We start from the raw sequence: 22,522 nt of genomic DNA, 5'->3' as shown, positions 1-22,522 counted from the left end.
CCAGCAAGGAAACTGCTGTCTCGACCGGCCTGCGGGCCCCTACCCCTTGGTAATTTAGGAACCATTCGATGAGCGAATATTCCCTGTTCACCTCCGAGTCCGTGTCCGAAGGCCATCCGGACAAGATCGCCGACCAGATCTCCGATGCCGTGCTCGACGCCATCATCACCCAGGACAAGCACGCCCGCGTGGCCTGCGAGACCCTGGTCAAGACCGGTGTGGCCATCGTCGCCGGCGAGGTGACCACCTCCGCCTGGGTCGACCTGGAGCAACTGGTGCGCGACGTCATCGTCGACATCGGCTACGACAGCTCGGACGTGGGCTTCGACGGCGCCACCTGCGGCATCGTCAACATCATCGGCAAGCAGTCGGTGGACATCGCCCAGGGCGTAGATCGCAGCAAGCCGGAAGACCAGGGCGCCGGTGACCAGGGCCTGATGTTCGGCTACGCCTGCAACGAGACCGATGTGCTGATGCCCGCGCCCATCACCTTCTCCCACCGCCTGGTGGAACGTCAGGCCGAAGCACGCAAGTCGGGCCTGCTGCCCTGGCTGCGTCCGGACGCCAAGTCCCAGGTGACCTGCCGCTACGACGGCGGCAAGGTGGTCGGCATCGACGCCATCGTGCTGTCCACCCAGCACAATCCCGAGGTCAAGTACGCCGACCTGCGCGAAGCCGTGATGGAGCTGATCGTCAAGCACGTCATCCCCGCCGAGCTGCTGCACAAGGACACCCAGTTCCACATCAACCCGACCGGCCAGTTCATCATTGGCGGCCCGGTGGGTGACTGTGGTCTGACCGGCCGCAAGATCATCGTCGACAGCTACGGCGGCATGGCCCGTCACGGCGGTGGCGCCTTCTCCGGCAAGGACCCGTCCAAGGTCGACCGCAGCGCCGCCTACGCCGGTCGCTACGTGGCCAAGAACATCGTCGCCGCCGGCCTGGCCGATCGTTGCGAGATCCAGGTGTCCTACGCCATCGGCGTGGCCCAGCCCACCTCCATCTCGATCAACACCTTCGGCACCGCCAAGATCAGCGACGAGAAGATCGTGCAGCTGGTGCGCGAGCATTTCGACCTGCGCCCCTACGCCATCACCACCATGCTCGACCTGCTGCACCCGATGTACCGGGCCACCGCGGCCTACGGTCACTTCGGTCGCCATCCCCAGGAAATCACCGTGGGCGATGACACCTTCACCACCTTCACCTGGGAACGCACCGATCGCGCCGCTGCCTTGCGCGCCGCTGCCGGTCTGTAAGACGCTTCCCGGCAGACAGCCCCGCCACCTCCGGTGCCGGGGCTTTTTTCTGGGTCTGCAACCGGGGTCCCAGCGCTTTCTTGCGCCAGTCCACAGGCTGGCACGGGCGATGCAACCTCTGGGCGTGCGGTGGTCAGAATGCCTCGTCTTCTCCAGGAGTGTGCTTATCCATGTGGCTGTTCATCACCAACTTCGGCGATTCCTCGGTGATGCTTCCCTGCGCCGTGCTGATCGCGCTCTGGCTGCTGGCCGGTCTGTCGGCGCGGGCGGCATTGCTCTGGCTGCTGCTGTTTGGTGCGGCCAGCCTCAGCGTGGCCCTGTCGAAGATCGCCTTCTTCGGCTGGGGCCTGGGCATTCCGCGCCTGGACTTCACCGGCTTCAGCGGCCATTCCATGCTGGTGGGCAGCGTGCTGCCGGTCCTCGGCTGGCTGCTGGCCAGCCGGGCGCGGCCGTCGCTGCGGCTGACCGCGGCCGCCCTGGGCGCGCTGTGCGCCCTGCTCATCGCCGTCTCGCGGGTGGTGCTGGGCTATCACTCGATCTCGGAAGTGGTCACCGGCCTGCCCATCGGCTACGCCGCCAGCGGCAGCCTGCTGTGGCTGCTGCGGGGCCAGGAGGTCAACCTCAAGCCGCGTCAGGCCGCGCTGGGCGCCAGCCTGCTGCTGTTGCCCCTGCTGTTGCTGCATGGCACCAATGCGCCCACGCAACGGGTGCTGGAGCGTCTGGCGGTGAAATTCGCCGACGAGCAGAATCCCTGGACCCGCGCCCATCAGCGCGCCGGGGTGGCGCCGCTGCAGAACTGAAGGTCAGAACTCAGCGCGTGCAATAGACGGCGCCCGCGGCTGGCGAATACGCGGATGACTCCTAGACTGGCAAGAGCCCCGACGTTCGCGGGGTGAACGTCAGGGCCTTGCGGCCCCTCCTAGTTAAGTCAGTCCTTGCCGCCGAGTCGTCCGCATGCGCTACTGCCTCCCCCTTGTCTGCAGCCTGGTGCTCACCGGGCTGCCCGCGTCACCCGTGGCGGCTGCCGAGCCCTTGCGGCTCTATACCTGGGAAGGCTATTTCAGCGACACCCTATTGCAGCGCTGGGCCAAGGCTCATTCGCCCGTGCAGGAAATCCATTTCGACAGTAGCGACGTGCGCGATGCCACCCTGGCACGCGGCGATGCCGATCTCGACCTGGTGGTGATCAACGAGGTCAGCGCCACCCGCCTCGGCCAGGACGGCCTGCTGATGCGCATCGATCCCCAGCGCCTGCCCCATCTGAGCGAGCTCGATCCGCGCTGGCGCCAGAGTTGCGGCGACTATGCCGTGCCCTACGTCTGGGGCACCCTGGGCCTGCTCTACCGCAGCGATCGCCTGGCCCAGGCGCCCTCGTCCTGGCAGCCGCTGCTGCAGCCGGAGCCGGCCCTGCACGGTCATATCGCCATGCTCGAAGACCACGACGACCTCCTGGTGGCGCCTCTGATCACCCTCGGCGCCGCCATCAACAGCGACGACCCCGAGTTGCTCAGACGCAGCTTCGCCCTGCTCAAGGCCCAGGCCCCGGCGGTGCTGACCTATCAATACGTGGTCAGCGCCCTGCACAATCCGGCCTACAGCGATCGCATCGAGCTGGCCCTGGGCTACAGCGGCGACCAGCACCTGCTCAATGCCGCGACGCCCGGGCAGCCCTGGCGCTTCGTCACGCCGCGCGAGGGCAGCCTGCTGTGGGTGGACTGCGTGGCCCTGCTCAGCAGCTCCCGGCACCAGGCCGCCGCCTGGCGCTTCATCGATTTCCTCAACGAACCGCGCAATGCCGTGCTGGCGACCGAGGACCTGCACCTGGCGACTCCCAATGCCGGCGCCCTGCGGCTGCTGTCGGCAGACCTGCGTCAGGATCCCAGCCTGTTTCCCCCCGATGAGGTGCTCGCCCGCAGCCAGGTCTTTCGCGAAGGTCCGCCCGACACCTTCCAGACCCGGCAACGCATCGGCAGTGCTCTGGTAGGTCGCCATGACGCTCAATAGACGCGCCCTGCTGCTGATCCTGCCGGTCGCCCTGCTCTGCAGCCTGACCCTGGTGGGCCTGGGCTACACGGTCCAGCGCGAAGCGGTGATCGGCCTCGAACGCTCGCGGGTCAACCATGACCTGGCGGCGCTGGAAACCACCTATCGCGAGTACGACCACTTCAGCCGCAACCTGCTCTATGCCCTGTCCAACAGCGCCGCCCTGGGCAACTTCCTGCGGCAGACCGAGGTGCCCTATCGCAACGAAGCCCTGGGTACCCAGCTGCAACTGGCGGTGCGCCAGCTGGCCGGCGACGATGCGCCCAGCCATATCTCCCTGGCCATCGCCCGCCCCGACCTCAGCCTGGCCTACTACTACGAACGCAGTGGCGATCCCTTCGCCCAACTGAGCGCTGCCCAGCGACAACTGCTCGAACGCCTGGCCCAGGAGCCGAGCGGTCCGCTGGAGCGGCGCGACTATCTGCTCGACGAACAGGGGCGATCACTGCTGGTGGCGACCACCTCGCTGCTGCCGAGCACCGCCGGACCGCCCCTGCCGGGTCAGCGCGGGCTGGCGATGACGCTGCAATTGGCGGTCAGCCCGGACCGGATGGAGGCCATGCGCCGTACCCTCGAGCAGAGCTATGGTGCGCCCCTGGAATTCAGCCGGACGCTGCCCGTCCGCACCAGCGATTTCACCGCCGTCGAGCGCCTGTCGCCCGATCTCTATGTACGCCTGACCCCGGATCCGGGGCACCTGGACCGGGAATTGCGCCGTCTGGCGATCGCCTACTTCAGCGGCGGCCTGCTGGTGACCCTGGCCTGCATCCTGGTCCTGATCCTGCTGATCCGCCGCTATATCACCCGGCCCATCGCGCGGCTGGACAGTCAGCTCACCGAGGTGCTGGAAGGCCAGCGCCAGGCCCTCGAAACCGGCGACGAACCCGGCGAGATCGGCCATCTGGGCGCCAACATGAAGCGCCTGCACGACAACAACCTGGCCATCCTGGCGCAGTTGCGCACGGCCCTGCGCACCGACGTCCTCACCCAGATCGGCAATCGTCGCTACTTCCAGCTCATGGGTGAGTCCTGGCTGGCGGGCAAGCCGGACGGCCGCCATATCGCCCTGCTCTATTTCGGCCTCGATCACTTCAAGTCGGTGAACGACAGATTCGGCCACGAGGTGGGCGATGAGCTGCTGCAGGCCGTGGCCCGGCAGACCCAGCAGCAGCTGGAAGCCTATCAGGCGGGCAACGAGCTGGTGTTCACGCGCCTGGCGGGCGATGAATTCGCCATCCTGCTGCGCGGCCCGGCGGCGGCGACCGACGCCCTCGCCCTGGGCCAGCAGCTGCAGCAGAACCACGACAACGGCACCCTGGTTGGCGAGCGGCGCTATGCGGTGACCCTGAGTATCGGCCTGGCGACCCCCGAGGCCCCGCTGGACCTGGCCGACCTGCTGGCCCAAGCCGACCTGGCCCTGGAGCGGGCCAAGAACGAAGGCGGCAACCGCCTGGTGCACTTCACCCCGGAACTGGCCGCGCGCCAGCGCCGCCAGGATCTGCTGGACGAGCACCTGCGGCGCATGAACCCGGACGAGGAATTCCATCTCGTCTACATGCCGGCCGTCGACAGCAACGGCCAGGTGCGTTCCGCCGAAACCCTGCTGCGCTGGTATTCGCCGCGCCTCGGCCCGGTGTCACCGGCGGAATTCATCCCCATCGCCGAACGCCAGGGGCACTTTCGCTGGATCGATCGCTGGGTCGTGGACCAGGCCTGCCGCGAATACCCGGCGCTGCAGGAGGTGCTGGGCAGCGACCTGGTGCTGTCCATCAACCTGTCGTCGGCGCAACTGGATCAGGCCGACATCGTGCCCTATCTGCGCGAGCGGGTCCGCCACCACCGTGTCGATCCGGCCCGTCTGGAACTGGAATTCACCGAGACCTTCGCCGCCGAGCTGAACGAGCGGACCCTGGGGCTGCTGCATGAATTGCGCGCCGAGGGCTTTCGCGTGGCCATCGACGATTTCGGCGTCGGCTACACCTCGATCCAGCAGGTCACCGACTATCCCGCCGATACCATCAAGTTCGACCGGCTCATCGTCGAGCGCCTCAGCCAGCCCGGCAACCAGGCCAGCCTGGATGCGCTCATCGCCTTCTGCCATGCCCGCGACGCCCAGGTGATCGCCGAGGGCGTGGACACCGAACTCAAGCAGCTCTGCCTGCAACAGGCCGGTTGCGATCTTCTGCAGGGCTTTCTGGTCTGCCCGCCGCGCCGTCTGGACGAGTTGCGCGACTGGCAGCGCCAGCGCCTGGGCGATCCCACCCGGGTCTAGCCACGACGCCCGCTGACAGCCTGTCAGCGGGCCTTGCCCGCAGCGCGGCGGTTAGAAGTCCAGTGACAGGCCCAGGCCCACGCCCTGCTGATGGCTATCGCCCGCGCCGGCATAGCTGTAGCCACCGCGCAGGGTCAGTTCCGGGGTCAGCCGCTGGACCACGCCCAGGCTCAGTCGGGTGCGGTCGCTGTCGGGCTGGTAGCCGTCCAGGGTGTAGTCCAGACCTGGCACGCTGTTCAGGCGCATGGTCACGTCGCGGGTGCCATCGGCGAATTCCCGCTCGCGACCCAGGTCGGCGAACAGCGCCGTGGCCGGGGCGAGCTGCCAGCGCCCCTGCAGACCCAGCCCCAGCCGCCGCGAGGTGCTCGACTGGTCGTCGAACTCCAGCGCCGTGGCGTCGTTGCCGCGCTCGCGATAGCCATCCACCTGGACGCGGGCATAGTCGGCGCTGAGATAGGGACTCAGGTGCCAGGGACTGCCGGCCGCCGCCAGGTCGTAGCCCAGCCGCGCCGAGAGGGCGCGCAGATCGCCGTCGGTGTCGCCCTGCTCGCTGCGGGTGGTCGGGCCGAGGGCGAAACGGCGGCTCAGGTCGTCATAGTCCAGCCGGCCACCGGTGGCGGTGAGATCGCCCCAGAGGCGCTCGCCCTGGTACTGGGCGAAGGCGCTGAGAAGATAGCTGTTGAGGCGATAGCTGGAATCGGCCGCGCCGGGCTCCAGGCGCTGGCGCGCGACACCGGCGGCCACGCCGAGGCGCCATTCCTCGCTGAGTCGATAGCTGCCGCCCAGATCCAGGCTGTAGCCGTTGCCATCGCCGCCGGCGGTGCTGCGCTGGTCGTCGACGTCCAGGCGCCGCGCGCTGGTATCCACATAGCCCTGCCAGCGCCCCACCGGCTGCCAGGCATGCCAGTCGCCCAGCCAGCGCTGGTGCAGGCCGTCCTGGTGCGCCCTGAGGGTGGACTGGGCCATCTCCGGCAGCAGGGTGACCTCCCAGGGCGCCGCCAGCAGCGAATAGGCGTAGTCGGCGATCAGCCGCTGGCCGGTGATGGTCGGGTGGACGCGATCGTTGAACAGCAGCTGGCTGGGATCGGCCGCCACCGCACCCAGGCCATAGGTGGGGTTGCGGGTGCAGCTGTCGCCGCTGAAGCAGGTGCCGGTCAGATTCTGCCCGCTGGCCAGGCCATAGCGGCCCGGCTCGGCCACCACCTCGGCCAGCAGCTGGGGCACGTTGAGACCGATGATCTCGGCGTCGATACCGGCCAGGCGCGCCACCAGCGCCTGGTTGTAGACCCGACTCAGGGCCGAGCTGGCCGCCTGTTGCGGCGAACCGGCCAGGGCTGGGGTCTGGCCGATGTCGGGCAGCAGCCAGACCACCATATAGCGGGCGCCGGCCTGCTGCAGCGCAGCCACGCCGTCACCCAGGCGATTGGCCGCGGCCGCTGCGGTGGCCGGCGAGGTGACCAGTCCCTGGAGGAAGTCGTTACCCCCGCCGCTGATATAGAACAGGGTGTTGGGATCCAGGCTCAGTCCCTGGCTGGCGAGGCCGGGCAGGTAGCCGTCACGGCTGCGCAGGGTCAGGCCACCCACCGCCACCACCGAGCCGTTGCGAGCGGTGATGGAATCGCGGATCTGCGCCGTGGTGTAGCCACCCGTGGCCCAGTTGTCGCCATCGCTCAGGCCGATCCGCTGATTGATCAGCGAGGTCGAGGCGTCCAGGGTACGGACATCGAAGCCCAGTTGCTGGCCGAGCAGGATCGAGGACACCGGTCCGGTCACCGCGCCGCTGGCCGGGCTGTAGCCGGGACCGACGCGGTTGGTGAATCTGAGGCTGGCGCCCGTGACCCCGGTATCGGGAAATTGCCCGGCATCGAGCAGGCTGTCGCCGAACACGGTGAAGCCACTGTAGGGATTGGGAGCCGCCTGGGCGGTTGCCGCGAGCGCCGTGGCCAGGGCGATGGCCAGCGGCAGGCGTTGCCTGAGGAAAGATGTCATGCCTGCATCCTTGATTGTTGTTATCGGAGCACGCGTCGGGGCGTGTTGCCCCACGCTAGACGGTTTTTGTGACGTTGTATCTGGGTGTAAACAAAAACCTGGAAGACATTTGTTCGGCTTGAACGGCAGGCCCGATGGCTGTCGGCAATTCGACCGGAGCGGCCTGCCATGACCGTCGAGTCTGCCGCTCAATCCGTGGGCGCTCATCGGAACGATGAGGCTGATCGCCCGCTCGGATAGCCCCCTCTCCCCCGGGGAGAGGGTTGGGGTGAGGGCCCCCTGGCAGCGAGCCCAGTGGAAAAGGCTGCGCCGTTTTCCAGGCTACGATTTTCTCCGGAGCGATGACGCCAAGCGCCCGTTCCGGATAGCCCCCTCTCCCCCCGGGAGAGGGTTGGGGTGAGGGAACGGCGCGCCCCCTATCCCGCCAGCTACCTCACTGCCCCAGCTTGCCCGCCTCGCAACCGGTGCTGGCGCATTCGCGCAGGCGCTCCTTGAGCACCTCCAGACGGCTGTCGGTCAGGCTGACGGCGCAATCCAGGTTGACGAAGTAGCCATCGGCTTCCTCGCGGGCGCACTGGCTGTCGCGCTGCTTGATCCAGGCCAACTGGCTCTGTTTGAGCACGGCCTGCTGATCGGCCGGCAGCTGCTTACGCAACTCGCCATAGGTCTGGTTCAGCGACTTGTCGCTCTGGGCGAACAGGTTGCTGGCGCAGTAGACGGTATCGAAGGCATTGCGCGGCGTGCCGCAACCGGCGGCCTGGGCCGTGGCGAAAACGCTGAGACCGCTCAGGGTCAGGGCGGCGGCGAGGGTAGTCTTGAGCATGGCAGCATCCTGCAGAAGGGGCCGTCCCGAATGGCGCGGCCGTGGGATAAACGCTAGCAGAGCCGCCAGTCGTGCGCGTAGCAGGCTCTGAAAAACCGGCAACAAAAAAGCGCCCGAAGGCGCTTTCCTGCATCACCCGGACGGGATCAGACCTTGGAACGCTCGAAGCGCTTGCGGTCGTTTTCGTTCAGGAACTTCTTGCGCAGACGGATGGACTTGGGCGTCACTTCCACCAGCTCGTCGTCGGCGATGAATTCCAGCGCCTGTTCGAGGGTGAACTTGATCGGCGGCACCAGGGCGATGACTTCGTCCTTGCCCGAGGCGCGCATGTTGTCCAGCTTCTTGCCCTTGGTGGGGTTGAGCACCAGGTCGTTGTCACGGCTGTTGATGCCGCACAGCTGGCCTTCGTAGATCTCGTCGCCCGGAGCCAGGAACAGCTTGCCGCGGCTCTGCAGGGTTTCCAGCGAGTAGGTCAGGGCGGTACCGGTGGCCATGGACACCAGCACGCCGTTCTGACGGTTGCTCACTTCGCCGGCCTTGATCGGGCCGTAGTGGCTGAAGGTCGAGGTCAGGATGCCGCTGCCCGACGTCAGGGTCAGGAAGTTGTTGCGGAAGCCGATCAGGCCACGCGCCGGGATGGTGTATTCCAGGCGGATACGGCCCTTGCCGTCGGGGATCATGTTGGTCAGATCGCCCTTGCGCAGACCCATCTGCTCCATCACCGAGCCCTGGTGCTGCTCTTCGATGTCGATGGTGACGTTCTCGTAGGGCTCCTGCTTCTCGCCGTCCTTCTCGATGATCACCACTTCCGGACGGCCCACGGCCATCTCGAAGCCTTCGCGGCGCATGTTCTCGATCAGTACCGACAGGTGCAGCTCGCCACGCCCGGAGACCTTGAACTTCTCGGCGGACTCGCCCGGCTCGACGCGCAGGGCCACGTTGTGCAGCAGTTCCTTGTCCAGACGGTCTTTGATGTTGCGGCTGGTGACGAACTTGCCTTCACGACCGGCGAACGGCGAGTCGTTGACCTGGAAGGTCATGCTCACGGTGGGCTGGTCGACGGTCAGCGGCGGGCGGGCTTCGACGTTCTGCGGATCGCACAGGGTGTCGGAGATGAACAGCTCGTCCATGCCCGAGACGCAGACGATGTCGCCGGCTTCGGCTTCGGCCACTTCCACGCGCTGCAGGCCGGAGTGGCCCATGATCTTGAGGATACGACCGTTGCGCTTGCTGCCGTCGTCGCTGATGGCCACCACCGGGGTGTTGGCCTTGATGCGGCCACGGGCGATACGGCCGATGCCGATCACGCCGAGGAAGCTGTTGTAGTCCAGCTGGGAAATCTGCATCTGGAAGGGACCGTCCAGATCGACCTGGGGAGCCGGTACGTGGTCGACGATGGCCTGGAACAGGGCATCCATGTTGTCGTCCATCTTCTCGTGGTCCAGACCGGCGATGCCGTTCAGGGCGCTGGCGTAGACGATCGGGAAGTCCAGCTGCTCATCGGTGGCGCCGAGGTTGTCGAACAGGTCGAAGATCTGGTCGATGACCCAGTCCGGACGCGCGCCGGGACGGTCGATCTTGTTGACCACCACGATCGGACGCAGACCGGCCTTGAACGCCTTCTGGGTCACGAAGCGGGTCTGCGGCATGGGGCCGTCCTGGGCGTCGACCACCAGCAGCACGGAGTCGACCATGGACATCACGCGCTCCACCTCGCCACCGAAGTCGGCGTGGCCGGGGGTGTCGACGATGTTGATGTTGTAGTCCTTCCACTTCAGCGCGGTGTTCTTGGCCAGGATGGTGATGCCGCGTTCCTTTTCCTGGTCGTTGCTGTCCATCACCCGCTCGTTTTCCGCTTCTTTGCGGTCCAGGGTGCCGGACAGGCGCAGCAGCTTGTCGACGAGGGTGGTCTTGCCATGGTCGACGTGCGCGATGATGGCGATGTTGCGTAGATTCTCGATCACAGTGGTGTTCTCGGTATAGAAATGAAGGAGCTTCAGCCAGCAGGCTGACAGCCGGAGATTGCAAAGGCGCGAAACGCGGCCGACCGGTACGTGGCCGGAGGGCTAGAAGAGGTCGGGAGGGCGGTGGCGGATACTGCCACCCAGCAGGCCCGGCTGCTTAGGCCGGACGATAAACGCGCACATTGGCGTGCCCTTCGGTGAGCAGGTGATGGGCGTGCAGCCGGCTCATCACCCCGCGGTCGCAATAGAGTAGGTACTGGCGATTCTCGTCCAGTTCCTTGAAACGGCTGTTCAGCGCGAAGAACGGCATGGCCTGCACCTCGATGCCGGGCAGCTCCAGCGGCTGGTCTTCCTGGGCATCGGGATGGCGGATGTCCACCACGATCTGACCTGGCAAGGGCTGTGCCAGCTCTTCGACCTGCACGTCCTTGCCCAGCTCTTCGATCACCTTGTCGACGGTGATGAAGCGCGCACGTTCCAGGGCGGCGTCGAGCACCGCCAGGTCGAACTTGCCTTCCTCGTGGTCCACCCGCAGGGCCTTGGCCTTGGTGGTGGGATTCACCGAGATGATGCCGCAGTATTCGGGCATGTGCTTGGCGAAGTCGGCGGTGCCGATGCGCTGGGCGGTATCGATGATGTCCTGCTTGTGGCTGGCCAGCAGCGGGCGTAGCACCAGGGTATCGGTGGCCTTGTCGATCACCGCCAGGTTGGTCAGGGTCTGGCTGGAGACCTGGGAGACGGCTTCGCCGGTCACCAGCGCCTCGATCTGCAGCTGTTCGGCGATGCGACTGGCCGCGCGCAGCATCATGCGCTTGAGGATGACCCCCATGTGGCTGTCGTCGCACTGGGTGAGGATCTGCCCCACCACTTCCTCGAAGGGCACGCTGATGAACAGCACGCGCTGGGAACGCCCGTACTTCTCCCAGAGATAGTGGGCCACTTCCATCACGCCCAGCTCGTGGGCGCGCCCGCCGAGATTGAAGAAGCAGAAATGGCTGACCATGCCGCGTCTCATCATCTGGTAGGCGGCCACGGTGGAGTCGAATCCCCCGGACATCAGCACCAGCACCTGTTCCAGCGCGCCGAGCGGATAGCCGCCCAGCCCTTCGTGGTGCTCGTCGATGATGAACAGCTGCTGGTCGCGGATCTCCAGGCGAACGTTCACCTCGGGATTCTTCAGGGCGATGCCGGCGCCGCCGCAGCGTTCGCGCAGGCCACCACCGACATGGCGCTCCACATCCATCGAGGAGAAGTCATGGCGGCCGGCGCGCTTGCAGCGCACCGAGAACACCTTGCCGCGCACGCGCTCGCCGAAGTGGCGTACGCACAACTCGAGAATCGAATCGAAATCGCCCAGCGGATACTCGTGCACCTCGAGGAACTGGCCGATGCCCGGGGTGCAGGCCAGGCGCTGCTTCATTTCCGCCAGCAGCCGCGGCTCGTCGAGCGCGGTCTCCAGGGTGATGTTGTCCCACACCCCTTCCACGCGGACATCCGGATCCAGATCGCGCAGCACGACACGAATGTTCTTCACCAGCTGGCGAATGAAATTCTTGCGCACCGGGCGACTCTTGATGGTGATTTCCGGAAAGACCTTGATGATGAGCTTCATGAGCGGGAAACGGGAGGCGGGCAACGCGAAAGAAAAGGGCGAATATGATACCTGAAAACCACCCGGCACTCGAATTCGCCCGACAAAATCACCCAATGCGCCATTAAGGTGCATCCGCCGAATTAAGCGCACCAAATTCGTGCCTGAATACGGCCTCCATTGACCTGAAAACGGCACGACAGGCGCCAGGACGGCCCTCCAGCCCATTTAGGGGCACTGGCATACAACTTGCTCTCTTGTGAGGCAGCCGCCCCTGGGCCAGCATAGGGCGCTTTTCGTGGAACGCCGGTCGCTGACCAGGCAGTACGGGAGCGCCCCTCAAGGGCACAGCTGATACCGGGAGTACCGCCAACCGCTCCCGGCCGAAATTCCTCTGGAGGAAACCATGTCGAAGGCTGTTCAACTGATCAAAGAAAACGACGTGAAGTGGGTAGACCTGCGCTTCACCGACACCAAAGGCAAGCAGCAACACGTCACCATGCCGGCGCGTGACGCGCTGGACGAAGACTTCTTCGCCCACGGCAAGATGTTCGACGGCTCCTCCATCGCCGGCTGGAAAGGCATCGAAGCCTCCGACATGATCCTGCTGCCCGACGACAGCACCGCCGTTCTGGATCCCTTCACCGAAGAGCCGACCCTGATCCTGGTCTGCGACATCATCGAACCCTCCACCATGCAGCCCTACGAGCGCGACCCCCGCGGTATCGCCCGTGCTGCCGAGGAATACCTGAAGTCCACCGGCATCGGCGACACCGTGTTCGTCGGCCCGGAGCCCGAGTTCTTCATCTTCGACGAAGTGAAGTTCAAGTCGGACATCTCCGGCTCCATGTTCAAGATCTTCTCCGAGCAGGCTTCCTGGAACACCGATGCCGACTTCGAGTCCGGCAACAAGGGCCACCGTCCGGGCGTCAAGGGCGGCTACTTCCCGGTACCGCCGGTCGATCACGACCACGAAATCCGTACAGCCATGTGCAACGCCCTGGAAGAAATGGGCCTGGTCGTGGAAGTCCACCACCACGAAGTGGCGACCGCTGGCCAGAACGAGATCGGTGTGCAGTTCAACACCCTGGTCAAGAAGGCCGACGAGACCCAGACCCTGAAGTACGTCGTGCACAACGTGGCCGATGCCTACGGCAAGACCGCCACCTTCATGCCCAAGCCTCTGTACGGCGACAACGGCTCCGGCATGCACGTGCACATGTCCATCTCCAAGGATGGCAAGAACACCTTCGCCGGCGAAGGCTATGCCGGCCTGTCCGATACCGCCCTGTACTTCATCGGCGGCATCATCAAGCACGGCAAGGCGCTGAACGGCTTCACCAACCCGTCCACCAACAGCTACAAGCGTCTGGTGCCCGGCTTCGAAGCCCCGGTCATGCTGGCCTACTCGGCCCGTAACCGCTCCGCCTCCATCCGTATCCCCTATGTGTCGAGCCCGAAAGCCCGCCGCATCGAGGCCCGCTTCCCGGATCCGGCTGCCAACCCCTACCTGTGCTTCGCTGCCCTGCTGATGGCCGGCCTGGACGGTATCCAGAACAAGATCCACCCCGGCGATGCCGCCGACAAGAACCTGTACGATCTGCCGCCGGAAGAAGGCAAGAAGATCCCGCAGGTCTGCGGCAGCCTGAAGGAAGCCCTGGAAGCCCTGGACGCCGGTCGCGCGTTCCTGACCAAGGGCGGCGTCTTCACCGACGAGTTCATCGATGCCTACATCGAGCTGAAGTCCGAGGAAGAGATCAAGGTGCGTACCTTCGTGCACCCGCTGGAATACGACCTGTACTACAGCGTCTGATCCCGCTGCAGTAAGGTAAAGAGGCCTCCTTCGGGAGGCCTTTTCTTTTGCCCTGGGAAAACCGCCGCGACCGACGCCCGGGCACAGCGGCCAGGTTGCCTACCTGTGCACCGGGCGCGCCTGCTACCCTTGATCTCCACTGCCCGGCCGAGATTCCGCCATGCCTCGCCTGCTTGCCTGCTGTCTGCTCTGCCTCGCCTGCTCCGCCCAGGCCGCGATCTACAAGTCGGTGGATGCCGAAGGCAACACGGTGTTCAGCGACCAGCCCTCGGCCAATGCCAAGCCGGTGCAGGTGGCACCCACCAATACCGTGGACAATCCACGGCCGGCGCTGCCCATCCCCAGTGCGCCTGCGGCGGCGACGCCCGCCGGCCCGGCCTTCAGCCGCCTGGAGGTCAACGTGCCCGACGATGAGGCCATCCGCGCCAACAACGGCACCTTCTCGGTGGGCGTATCCCTGGAACCGGCCCTGGGTGCGGGGCAGTCGCTGCAATTGCTGGTGGACGGCGCCCCCTACGGCAGCCCCGGCCAGAGCACCCGCTTCGGCGTGGCCAACCTGGATCGCGGCGAGCACCGTTTCGCGGCCCAGGTGCTGTCCGGCAACGGCGAGGTGGTCCAGACCAGTGCCGAGAAGACCGTGACTGTGCAGCGCATCAGCGTCAACAGCCCGGCCCGCTGATGCGCGCGCTCCTGACCCTGCTGCTGCTCTGCCTGCTGCTCCCCGCCCAGGCAGCGGTCTACAGCTATGTCGACAAGGAAGGCAATCGGGTCTACACCGACCAGCCGCCCAAGGGCGTCAAGGCGACCCAGGTGCCGATCACGGTGCCCAACAACCTCAATCAGCAGGGCCAGCCGACCCGCAAGCTGAGTCCGACTCCCGCCGCGCCGGTGGCCAGGACGCCCAAGGCGGCGCCCTTCCGCTACCAGATGCTGCGCATCCTGGTGCCTGAGCCCGATGCCACGGTGATCGACCAGGAAGGGCAGCTCATCGTCAGCCTGGTCAGCGAGCCGGAATTGCAGCCGGGTCACAGCTACCGCCTGCTGCTGGACGACCGGGAAGCCGGCGCCGGACGCAGTCCGGTGTTTCCCCTGGGCGGCCTGGACCGCGGCACCCACAGCCTGGTGGCGGAGATCCTCGCCGCCGATGGCAACGTACTGGAGCGGACGCCGGCGCAGCCCTTCCATCTGCGGCGCCCCTCCCTGGAGCAGAGGCGCCGCGCCCATCCCTGCAGCGACAAGGACTGGGGCAAGCGGCCGGAATGCCCGCTGGACATGAAACCGCCCGAAGCCAAGAAATCCTGGCTACCCTTCCTATAGCGCACCTTTTTGGTGCGCTTTTTGACTGTGCACCATCTTGATACAAATCCTGTGCAGCTCCGTCCGGCGTGCGGCGGCTGTTAGTGCACGTTTCAGCCATCTGCCCTAACTCGGGGCGTCTTGGTTTGCTTCTTGCATTTTCCTATCGTCCCTATAGCGCTGTGGCCCCTCATGCCTACCGACGTCATCCACCGACTCCTGCTCGACAACCTCACCACCGCAGTCATCCTGCTGGATGCGGAGTTGCGTCTGGAGTACATGAATCCGGCGGCCGAGATGCTGCTGGCCATCAGCGGCCAGCGCAGCCATGGCCAGTTCATCAGCGAGCTGTTCACCGAATCGCCCGAGGCCCTGCAGGCGCTGCGCCAGGCGGTGGACCATGCCCACCCCTTCACGAAGCGCGAGGCGCTGCTGATCTCCACCTCGGGCAACAGCCTCACGGTGGACTATGCGGTGACCCCGATCCTGGATCGCCACAACACCCTGCTGCTGCTGGAAGTCCATCCCCGTGACCGGCTGCTGCGCATCACCAAGGAAGAGGCCCAGCTCTCCAAGCAGGAGACCACCAAGCTGCTGGTGCGCGGCCTGGCCCACGAGATCAAGAATCCCCTCGGCGGCATCCGTGGCGCGGCCCAGCTGCTGGCCCGCGAGCTGCCGGAAGAGGCGCTCAAGGACTACACCAACGTCATCATCGAGGAAGCCGACCGACTGCGGAATCTGGTCGATCGCATGCTCGGCTCCAACAAGCTGCCTAAGCTGGCCATCACCAACGTGCACGAGGTGCTCGAACGCGTCTGCAGCCTGGTGGAAGCGGAAAGCCAGGGGCTGATCAACCTAGTGCGCGACTACGACCCGAGCATTCCCGACCTGATGATCGACCGCGAGCAGATGATCCAGGCGGTGCTCAACATCGTGCGCAACGCCATGCAGGCCATCTCCCAGCAGAACGAATTGCGCCTGGGCCGGGTCACCCTGAGAACCCGCACCCTGCGCCAGTTCACCATCGGCCACCACCGCCATCGCCTGGTGTGCAAGGTGGAGATCACCGACAACGGTCCGGGCATCCCCCAGGACCTGCAGGAAACCATCTTCTATCCCATGGTCAGCGGTCGCCCCGACGGCACCGGCCTCGGGCTCGCCATCACCCAGAACATCATCACCCAGCACCAGGGGCTGATCGAGTGTGAAAGCCATCCTGGCCACACCGCCTTCAGCATCTTCCTGCCGCTGGAATAACGAGGAGTACGCATGAGCCGTCAGGAGACCGTCTGGATCGTCGACGACGACCGTTCCATCCGCTGGGTCCTGGAAAAAGCCCTGCAACAGGAGGGCATGACCACCGTCGCCTTCGACAGCGCCGACAGCGTCATGACCCGCCTCGGCCGTCAGCAGCCGGACGTGGTGATCTCGGACATCCGCATGCCGGGGACCAGTGGCCTGGACCTGCTGTCGCGCATCCGCGAGATGCACCCGCGCCTGCCGGTCATCATCATGACCGCCCACTCCGACCTGGACAGCGCCGTGGCCTCCTACCAGGGCGGCGCCTTCGAATACCTGCCCAAGCCGTTCGACGTCGACGAGGCCGTGGCCCTGGTCAAGCGCGCCGGGCAGCATGCCCAGGAGCAGCAGGGCTTCGCCGAACCGGCGCACCTGACCCGCACCCCCGAGATCATCGGCGAGGCGCCGGCGATGCAGGAGGTGTTCCGCGCCATCGGCCGCCTCTCGCACTCCAACATCACCGTGCTGATCAACGGCGAATCCGGTACCGGCAAGGAACTGGTCGCCCACGCCCTGCACCGCCACAGTCCGCGCGCCGCGGCCCCTTTCATCGCCCTGAACATGGCCGCCATCCCCAAGGACCTGATGGAGTCCGAGCTGTTCGGCCACGAGAAAGGCGCCTTCACCGGCGCCGCCGCCCAGCGCCGCGGCCGCTTCGAGCAGGCCGATGGTGGCACCCTGTTCCTCGACGAGATCGGCGACATGCCGGCTGATACCCAGACCCGCCTGCTGCGGGTACTGGCCGATGGCGAGTTCTATCGCGTCGGCGGCCACACCCCGGTCAAGGTGGACGTGCGCATCATCGCCGCCACCCACCAGAACCTGGAGGGCCTGGTGCGCGAGGGCAAGTTCCGCGAGGACCTCTTCCATCGCCTCAACGTCATCCGCATCCACATCCCGCGCCTGGCCGACCGCCGCGAGGACATCCCCGCCCTCGCCCGCCACTTCCTCGCCCGCGCCGCCCAGGAGCTGGCCGTGGAGCCCAAGACCCTGCGCGGCGAGACCGAGGAATACATGAAGGGCCTGCCCTGGCAGGGCAACGTGCGCCAGCTGGAGAACACCTGCCGCTGGATCACGGTGATGGCCTCCAGCCGCGAGGTGCTGATCGACGACCTGCCGCCGGAGCTGCTCAACCAGCCCCAGGACGCCGCCCCCGCCGCCAACTGGGAACAGGCCCTGCGCCAGTGGGCCGACCAGGCCCTCACCCGCGGCCAGTCCAGCCTGCTGGACAACGCCGTGCCGGCCTTCGAACGCATCATGATCGAGACCGCCCTCAAGCACACCGCCGGTCGCCGCCGCGACGCCGCCGTCCTGCTCGGCTGGGGCCGCAATACCCTGACCCGCAAGATCAAGGAGCTGGGCATGAAGGTGGACGGACCGGATGAGGATGGGGAGGACTAGTTGTTGTAGGTTGGGCTGAGCGATAGCGAAGCCCAACGTTTCGAGTTTGGACTTATAGCTGCCCAAGCTGATTATCGCGGTTTGCTGATAGGTTTTGTTTCGCCCACCCGGGCGAGTCACTTTTTTCAAACGCGAAAAAAGTAACCAAAAACGCTGTCCCCATGTTTCGGCCCTCCGCTGCGCTCCGGGTGCCCTCGCTCCGGCGCCGTGGCAGGGGCACGGCACGAAGGGGCTTCCTGCCCCTCGCGCCTTGCTCGGCGTCCTGCCTCGCAACCCCCGCCACGACACCGGAACTCGGCCTCACTGACGGGGACGGGGCGCTAGCCTGAGACTTCGGTGTTCATAGGATTTGTAGCGTGGAAAACCGCGCAGCGTTTTCCACTGATGAGCTTGATCGAGAAAGTGGACAAGGCTTCGCCGTTGTCCACGCTACGGGCTCTTCAACCAACACTTTCAGGCTGGCGAATCGCTCCGTTCAGGAGGGCGAACGCCAGTGTCGTGGAGTGGGTCGAGCCGCATGGATGCGGCGAGAGGTCCAGATGGGCCATGGACGGCCCATCTGGACCGACCCCGGAACGGCGCTGGCGTGAGCGCACCCGCAGCGCAGCGGAGGGCCGGATGACCGGGGCAAGCGTTTTTGGTTACTTTTGTCCGGGGCGCGCAGCCGAGACTGGCAAAAGTGACTCGCCCGAGGGGGCGAAACAAGAAACATCAGCAGAATTCGATGAGCGACTATGGCACCAAGAAAGCCGAGTCTGCTGCACCGAAACGTTGGGCTTCGCTAGCGCTCAACCCAACCTGCAAAATCCCCAACACCACCTAACTCAAAACTTGGCACACCTTCTGCAACGTTCTAGGTAACTACCCTTTTGGGGACCTCGGTACAGGCAGGCTGGGGAATCCCCTCTTTTCTTCCCGAGGCCATCACCCAGTGTGATGGCCTCTTTTTTTCGTCTGCGAAAAGTGGAAAGCCGCAGGCTAGAGCGCTTTTTCTCCTCGACAAGGACGCAGGGGTCGGCAAAGGAGGACTAAGCTTCAAAACAATCCGGCTCCGCACCCCGTTCCGCTCTGGTGCAAACCAGCGGCCTTTTGCCTGATAACGGGGCATTTCAGGGTGTCAGCGGGACCTCGACGTGGAGCACCCAGTCCTCGCCGGCTTCGACGATGCGGTCGCTGGCCTGCAAGGCACCGCCCACACCGACCAGCAGCACCTTCAGGTCCTGGCCATCCTGGCGCACCGTCCAGGAAAAGCTGCCGCCCGGCCGCGCCACCCGCCCCTGGCGTTCGCCGCCGTCCCAGCGGGCGCGGGGCAGGCGCAGGCTGAGGGCGCCATCGGGGCGATAGCGTTCGTAGAACAGCGAGCGGTCGGCGGTGATCAGCAATTCGAAGCGCCCCGCCTCCTGATGAGCCTCCACCCCCAGGATGACCGGGCGGCGGGCCTCGGCCGACCAGGGATCGGGATGGGTGCGCTGGTACACCAGCTGGCCGAGGATCATGCCGAATAGCCCGGCGCCCAGGGCTGCCGAGGCCAGCCAGAGGGTCAGGCGCTGGCGCTGGCCGCGCCATTCGGCCCTGAGCAGATCGGGATCTTCCACCCGCGCCAGTTCGTCCCGGCGGGCGCGCTGTTCGCGCAGCAGCCAGTCGACCAGCCGGCGCCAGAGGTTCATCGCCCCACCCCGCTCGCGACGGCGCGACGGCGGCGCAGTACCATAGGCGCTTTGCCAGGCGCCCTGCCCTTCATGTTCGACATCATCCTCTACCAACCGGAAATTCCGCCCAATACCGGCAACGTCATTCGCCTGTGCGCCATTACCGGCTGCCGCCTGCACCTGATCGAGCCACTGGGCTTTGCGCTGGACGACAAGAAACTGCGTCGCGCCGGCTTGGACTACCACGAGTGGTCCAGCGTGCGGACCCATGCCAGCCTCGCGGCCTGTATAGCAGATTTGCAGCCGCCCCGACTGCTGGCCTTTACCACCAAGGCCAGCCATCCCTTCACCGAGATCGCCTATGCGCCGGGCGATGCCCTGCTGTTCGGTCCAGAAAGTCGCGGGCTGCCGGCCGAGGTGCTGGAGTCGCTGCCGCCCGAACAGCGGCTGCGCCTGCCGATGCTGCCCAATCGCCGCAGCCTCAATCTGTCCAATACCGTTGCCGTGGCGGTCTACGAAGGCTGGCGCCAGCTGGGCTTCGCCGCACCGCCTGGCTGACCGCCAGAACCTTCCCGCCAGACGCGTCGTCCCATGACCTACAGGCACATCGCCAGACAGTCACGTGAGGCGCACCATGAGCAAGATCGGCAAACCCAAGGTTGAACGCTATGACGCGCCCTCCGGTGGCTGGGGCTCGGCGCGTTCGGTGACCGAGATCGTCCTGCGTGAACGGGTGCCGCTCAAATCCGGTGCGCTGCTGGCCCGGCAGAACAAGCACGGTGGCTTCGCCTGCGTGAGTTGCGCCTGGGCCAAGCCGGGCAAGCCCCATCCGCTGGAATTCTGCGAGAACGGCGCCAAGGCCACTGCCTGGGAGGTCACCAGCAAGAGATGCGGACCGGAATTCTTCGCCCAGCATTCGCTCAGCGAACTGCGTGGCTGGCGCGACTATGACCTGGAAGAGGTTGGCCGGCTTACCCATCCGCTGCGCTACGACGCCGCCACCGACCGCTATCGTCCGGTGAGCTGGGCCGAGGCCTTCGCCGACATCGGCGCCGAACTCAAGGCGCTGGCGCCGGACTCGGTGATCTTCTACGCCTCGGGTCGTGCGGCGCTGGAGACCTCCTACCTTTATCAGCTCTATGCCCGCCTGTACGGCACCAACAACCTGCCGGACAGTTCCAATATGTGCCACGAGAGCACCTCGGTCGCTCTGCCCAAAAGTATTGGCGTGACCGTGGGTACCGTGACCCTGAACGACTTCGATCAGGCCGACTGCCTGCTGTTCTTTGGCCAGAATCCGGGCAGCAACAGTCCGCGGATGCTGCATGACCTGCAGGAGGCGCGCAAACGCGGCGCGCCCATCATCACCTTCAATCCCCTGCGCGAGCGCGGCCTGGAAACCTTCGTCAATCCGCAGTCGCCGGTGGAGATGCTGACTGACCAGCCCACCCAGATCAGCACCCAGTACCATCAGCTCAAGCCCGGTGGCGACACCGCGGCCCTCGCCGGTCTGTGCAAGGCCTTGCTGGCGGCCGATGATCTCGCGCGCGAACAGGGCCAACCGGCCGTGCTCGACCATGCCTTCATCGCCGAGCATTGCCACGGCTTCGCCGACTTCTGCGAGTGGTTGCAGCGCCAGGAATGGCCGCAGCTGGAGCGCCAGTCGGGGCTGACCCGCAGCGCTCTGGAAGCCGCCGCTGCCGTCTATGGTCGCTGTCAGAAGGTCATCGGCATCTATGGCATGGGGCTGACCCAGCATCGCCATGGCGTGGAAACCATCCAGATGCTGACCAACCTGCTGCTCATGCGCGGCAACATCGGCAAGCCCGGCGCCGGCATCTGCCCGGTGCGCGGGCATTCCAACGTCCAGGGCCAGCGCACCGTGGGCATCACCGAGAAGCCGGAGCTGGCGCCGCTCGAACAGCTGGGCGAGCGCTTCGGTTTCGCCCCGCCACAGGACAAGGGTCGCAATACCGTGGAAGCCTGCGAGGGCATCCTCGACGGCTCGGTGAAGGCCTTCATCAGCCTGGGCGGCAACTTTCTGCGCGCCATTCCCGAGACCAGCCTGATGGAGCCGGCCTGGCGCACCCTGCGCCTGTCGGTGCAGATCGCCACCAAGCTCAATCGCAATCATCTGGTGCCGGCGGACAAGACCTATCTGCTGCCCTGCCTGGGGCGTACCGAAATCGATCGCCAGAATGGGGTGGAACAGGCCCACAGCACCGAGGACAGTACCGGCTGCATCCACGGCTGGCGTGGCGTGGCCGAACCGCCCGAAGGCGACCTGTTGTCCGAGCCGGCCATCGTCGCCGGCCTGGCCAAAGCTACCCTGCCCGACAACCCGCAGGTCACCTGGGACGCCTGGGTCGCCGACTATGCGCTGATCCGCGACGAGATCGCGCGCTCCTTCCCGGAGATCTTCCACGACTTCAATGCGCGGATGTGGGAGGTGGGCGGTTTCCATCGCCCACTGCCGGCGGCCAAGCGTGAATGGAAGACCGACACCGGCAAGGCCAATCTCATCGTGCCGCGCAGCCTGGAAGAGGATCCGGACATGCCCGCCCGCGGGCGTGACGTCCTGACCCTGATGACGCTGCGCAGCAATGACCAGTTCAACACCACCATCTATGGCTATCACGATCGCTTTCGCGGCGTGAAGGGCACCCGTGCGGTGCTGCTGATGAATCGCAACGACATCGAACGCCTGGGCCTGGCGGAAGGCGACAAGGTGCAGGTGTCGACGGTGGCCGACGATGGCGTGCGCCGTGAGGTGGGTCCGCTGCGAGTCACGCCCTACAACATTCCGGAAGGGGCCTGTGGCGGCTACTACCCCGAATGCAACGCCCTGATCCCGCTCTGGCACCACGCCGAAGGCAGCAAGGTGCCAGCTGCCAAGGCCATCCCGGTACGCCTGAACAAACTGATCGCCGCCAACGATGGCAGCTTTCCGGTGGAACCGGAGGGGTATGGGGCGCTGTATTAGATTCTGCTATCGGAGCCAGACAGCAAGTCTGCCTGCTGGGCTTCGCTGCGCTCTACCCAACCTACGGACGTGCATTCGTAGGTTGGGTCAAGACGGCTCCACCATCCCAGCCCAACAGCCCTGGGCCTATCCCTCGCACC

General features: G+C 65.8%; 16 protein-coding genes. 11 read left to right on the top strand and 5 right to left on the bottom strand.

The features are described from left to right. The first annotated feature begins 68 nt into the window (after window positions 1–68). The 4 genes from metK to ACZ5R1_RS01765 all read left to right on the top strand — a co-directional run bounded on the left by metK (window position 69) and on the right by ACZ5R1_RS01765 (window position 5,574). On the top strand, window positions 69–1,259 hold the full coding sequence (gene metK / locus ACZ5R1_RS01780; RefSeq protein ID WP_027598218.1) for a methionine adenosyltransferase: 1,191 nt from the start codon (window positions 69–71) through the stop codon (window positions 1,257–1,259). A gap of 170 nt (window positions 1,260–1,429) precedes the next feature. After that, entirely contained in the window at window positions 1,430–2,059 is a 630-nt protein-coding gene (locus ACZ5R1_RS01775) for a phosphatase PAP2 family protein (RefSeq protein WP_027598217.1), read from the top strand. A gap of 154 nt (window positions 2,060–2,213) precedes the next feature. Continuing rightward, window positions 2,214–3,263, top strand: coding sequence for a polyamine ABC transporter substrate-binding protein (locus tag ACZ5R1_RS01770; RefSeq protein WP_027598216.1), 1,050 nt, complete (start codon window positions 2,214–2,216; stop codon window positions 3,261–3,263). Further along, window positions 3,250–5,574: a putative bifunctional diguanylate cyclase/phosphodiesterase gene (locus ACZ5R1_RS01765; RefSeq protein WP_288479596.1), complete on the top strand. Its 2,325-nt coding sequence runs from the start codon at window positions 3,250–3,252 to the stop codon at window positions 5,572–5,574. Before ACZ5R1_RS01770 ends, ACZ5R1_RS01765 begins: the two co-directional genes overlap by 14 nt. Window positions 5,575–5,625: 51 nt before the next feature. Here ACZ5R1_RS01765 and ACZ5R1_RS01760 read toward each other — a convergent pair whose 3' ends face one another. The 4 genes from ACZ5R1_RS01760 to thiI form a co-directional block, all read right to left on the bottom strand. Continuing rightward, window positions 5,626–7,563, bottom strand: coding sequence for an autotransporter domain-containing SGNH/GDSL hydrolase family protein (locus ACZ5R1_RS01760; protein WP_288471583.1), 1,938 nt, complete (start codon window positions 7,561–7,563; stop codon window positions 5,626–5,628). 433 nt (window positions 7,564–7,996) lie between these two features. Next, a complete protein-coding gene (locus ACZ5R1_RS01755) occupies window positions 7,997–8,386 on the bottom strand; it encodes a lysozyme inhibitor LprI family protein (protein WP_027598213.1) in 390 nt (129 codons plus the stop codon). A gap of 146 nt (window positions 8,387–8,532) precedes the next feature. After that, entirely contained in the window at window positions 8,533–10,350 is a 1,818-nt protein-coding gene (gene typA / locus ACZ5R1_RS01750) for a translational GTPase TypA (protein ID WP_027598212.1), read from the bottom strand. Between the two features lie 157 nt (window positions 10,351–10,507). Continuing rightward, window positions 10,508–11,962: a tRNA uracil 4-sulfurtransferase ThiI gene (thiI, locus tag ACZ5R1_RS01745; RefSeq protein ID WP_042135341.1), complete on the bottom strand. Its 1,455-nt coding sequence runs from the start codon at window positions 11,960–11,962 to the stop codon at window positions 10,508–10,510. Between the two features lie 385 nt (window positions 11,963–12,347). Between thiI and glnA the strand changes: the two genes are divergently transcribed. From glnA to ntrC, 5 genes are all read left to right on the top strand, one after another. After that, window positions 12,348–13,754 (top strand): glutamate--ammonia ligase, encoded by a 1,407-nt coding sequence (gene glnA, locus ACZ5R1_RS01740; protein ID WP_017639449.1) that lies wholly within the window; start codon window positions 12,348–12,350, stop codon window positions 13,752–13,754. 160 nt (window positions 13,755–13,914) lie between these two features. Continuing rightward, the gene (locus tag ACZ5R1_RS01735; protein WP_042135337.1) at window positions 13,915–14,433 is read left to right on the top strand and encodes a DUF4124 domain-containing protein; all 519 of its coding nucleotides are present in this window, start codon (window positions 13,915–13,917) and stop codon (window positions 14,431–14,433) included. Beyond that, a complete protein-coding gene (locus tag ACZ5R1_RS01730) occupies window positions 14,433–15,071 on the top strand; it encodes a DUF4124 domain-containing protein (RefSeq protein WP_288471582.1) in 639 nt (212 codons plus the stop codon). Before ACZ5R1_RS01735 ends, ACZ5R1_RS01730 begins: the two co-directional genes overlap by 1 nt. Window positions 15,072–15,242: 171 nt before the next feature. Then, window positions 15,243–16,307 carry a nitrogen regulation protein NR(II) gene (gene glnL / locus ACZ5R1_RS01725; protein ID WP_007161315.1) on the top strand — a complete coding sequence of 355 codons (1,065 nt, stop codon included), beginning with the start codon at window positions 15,243–15,245 and terminating at the stop codon, window positions 16,305–16,307. Window positions 16,308–16,319: 12 nt separating this feature from the next. Beyond that, window positions 16,320–17,750 (top strand): nitrogen regulation protein NR(I), encoded by a 1,431-nt coding sequence (gene ntrC, locus ACZ5R1_RS01720; RefSeq protein WP_042135334.1) that lies wholly within the window; start codon window positions 16,320–16,322, stop codon window positions 17,748–17,750. Window positions 17,751–18,859: 1,109 nt separating this feature from the next. Here ntrC and ACZ5R1_RS01715 read toward each other — a convergent pair. Continuing rightward, window positions 18,860–19,417 (bottom strand): hypothetical protein, encoded by a 558-nt coding sequence (locus ACZ5R1_RS01715; RefSeq protein WP_042135332.1) that lies wholly within the window; start codon window positions 19,415–19,417, stop codon window positions 18,860–18,862. A 72-nt stretch (window positions 19,418–19,489) separates the two neighbouring features. On the opposite strand from ACZ5R1_RS01715, the gene ACZ5R1_RS01710 reads away from it, so the two are divergent. Together ACZ5R1_RS01710 and ACZ5R1_RS01705 are read left to right on the top strand one after the other, a co-directional pair. Next, a complete protein-coding gene (locus ACZ5R1_RS01710) occupies window positions 19,490–19,957 on the top strand; it encodes a tRNA (cytidine(34)-2'-O)-methyltransferase (RefSeq protein WP_007161318.1) in 468 nt (155 codons plus the stop codon). 76 nt (window positions 19,958–20,033) lie between these two features. Next, window positions 20,034–22,382, top strand: coding sequence for an FdhF/YdeP family oxidoreductase (locus ACZ5R1_RS01705; protein ID WP_222932059.1), 2,349 nt, complete (start codon window positions 20,034–20,036; stop codon window positions 22,380–22,382). The last annotated feature ends 140 nt before the right edge of the window (window positions 22,383–22,522 follow it).

The sequence above is a fragment of the Pseudomonas sp. Pso3 genome, from assembly GCF_055393275.1.
This window is presented reverse-complemented; position numbering and strand designations above follow the sequence as displayed.

What these genes read in the sequence shown, in the direction of transcription:
- metK (WP_027598218.1), top strand. Translation starts at nt 69, where the DNA reads ATGAGCGAATATTCCCTGTTCACCTCCGAGTCCGTGTCCGAAGGCCAT.
- ACZ5R1_RS01775 (WP_027598217.1), top strand. Translation starts at nt 1,430, where the DNA reads ATGTGGCTGTTCATCACCAACTTCGGCGATTCCTCGGTGATGCTTCCC.
- ACZ5R1_RS01770 (WP_027598216.1), top strand. Translation starts at nt 2,214, where the DNA reads ATGCGCTACTGCCTCCCCCTTGTCTGCAGCCTGGTGCTCACCGGGCTG.
- ACZ5R1_RS01765 (WP_288479596.1), top strand. Translation starts at nt 3,250, where the DNA reads ATGACGCTCAATAGACGCGCCCTGCTGCTGATCCTGCCGGTCGCCCTG.
- ACZ5R1_RS01760 (WP_288471583.1), bottom strand. Translation starts at nt 7,563, where the DNA reads ATGACATCTTTCCTCAGGCAACGCCTGCCGCTGGCCATCGCCCTGGCC.
- ACZ5R1_RS01755 (WP_027598213.1), bottom strand. Translation starts at nt 8,386, where the DNA reads ATGCTCAAGACTACCCTCGCCGCCGCCCTGACCCTGAGCGGTCTCAGC.
- thiI (WP_042135341.1), bottom strand. Translation starts at nt 11,962, where the DNA reads ATGAAGCTCATCATCAAGGTCTTTCCGGAAATCACCATCAAGAGTCGC.
- glnA (WP_017639449.1), top strand. Translation starts at nt 12,348, where the DNA reads ATGTCGAAGGCTGTTCAACTGATCAAAGAAAACGACGTGAAGTGGGTA.
- ACZ5R1_RS01735 (WP_042135337.1), top strand. Translation starts at nt 13,915, where the DNA reads ATGCCTCGCCTGCTTGCCTGCTGTCTGCTCTGCCTCGCCTGCTCCGCC.
- ACZ5R1_RS01730 (WP_288471582.1), top strand. Translation starts at nt 14,433, where the DNA reads ATGCGCGCGCTCCTGACCCTGCTGCTGCTCTGCCTGCTGCTCCCCGCC.
- glnL (WP_007161315.1), top strand. Translation starts at nt 15,243, where the DNA reads ATGCCTACCGACGTCATCCACCGACTCCTGCTCGACAACCTCACCACC.
- ntrC (WP_042135334.1), top strand. Translation starts at nt 16,320, where the DNA reads ATGAGCCGTCAGGAGACCGTCTGGATCGTCGACGACGACCGTTCCATC.
- ACZ5R1_RS01715 (WP_042135332.1), bottom strand. Translation starts at nt 19,417, where the DNA reads ATGAACCTCTGGCGCCGGCTGGTCGACTGGCTGCTGCGCGAACAGCGC.
- ACZ5R1_RS01710 (WP_007161318.1), top strand. Translation starts at nt 19,490, where the DNA reads ATGTTCGACATCATCCTCTACCAACCGGAAATTCCGCCCAATACCGGC.
- ACZ5R1_RS01705 (WP_222932059.1), top strand. Translation starts at nt 20,034, where the DNA reads ATGAGCAAGATCGGCAAACCCAAGGTTGAACGCTATGACGCGCCCTCC.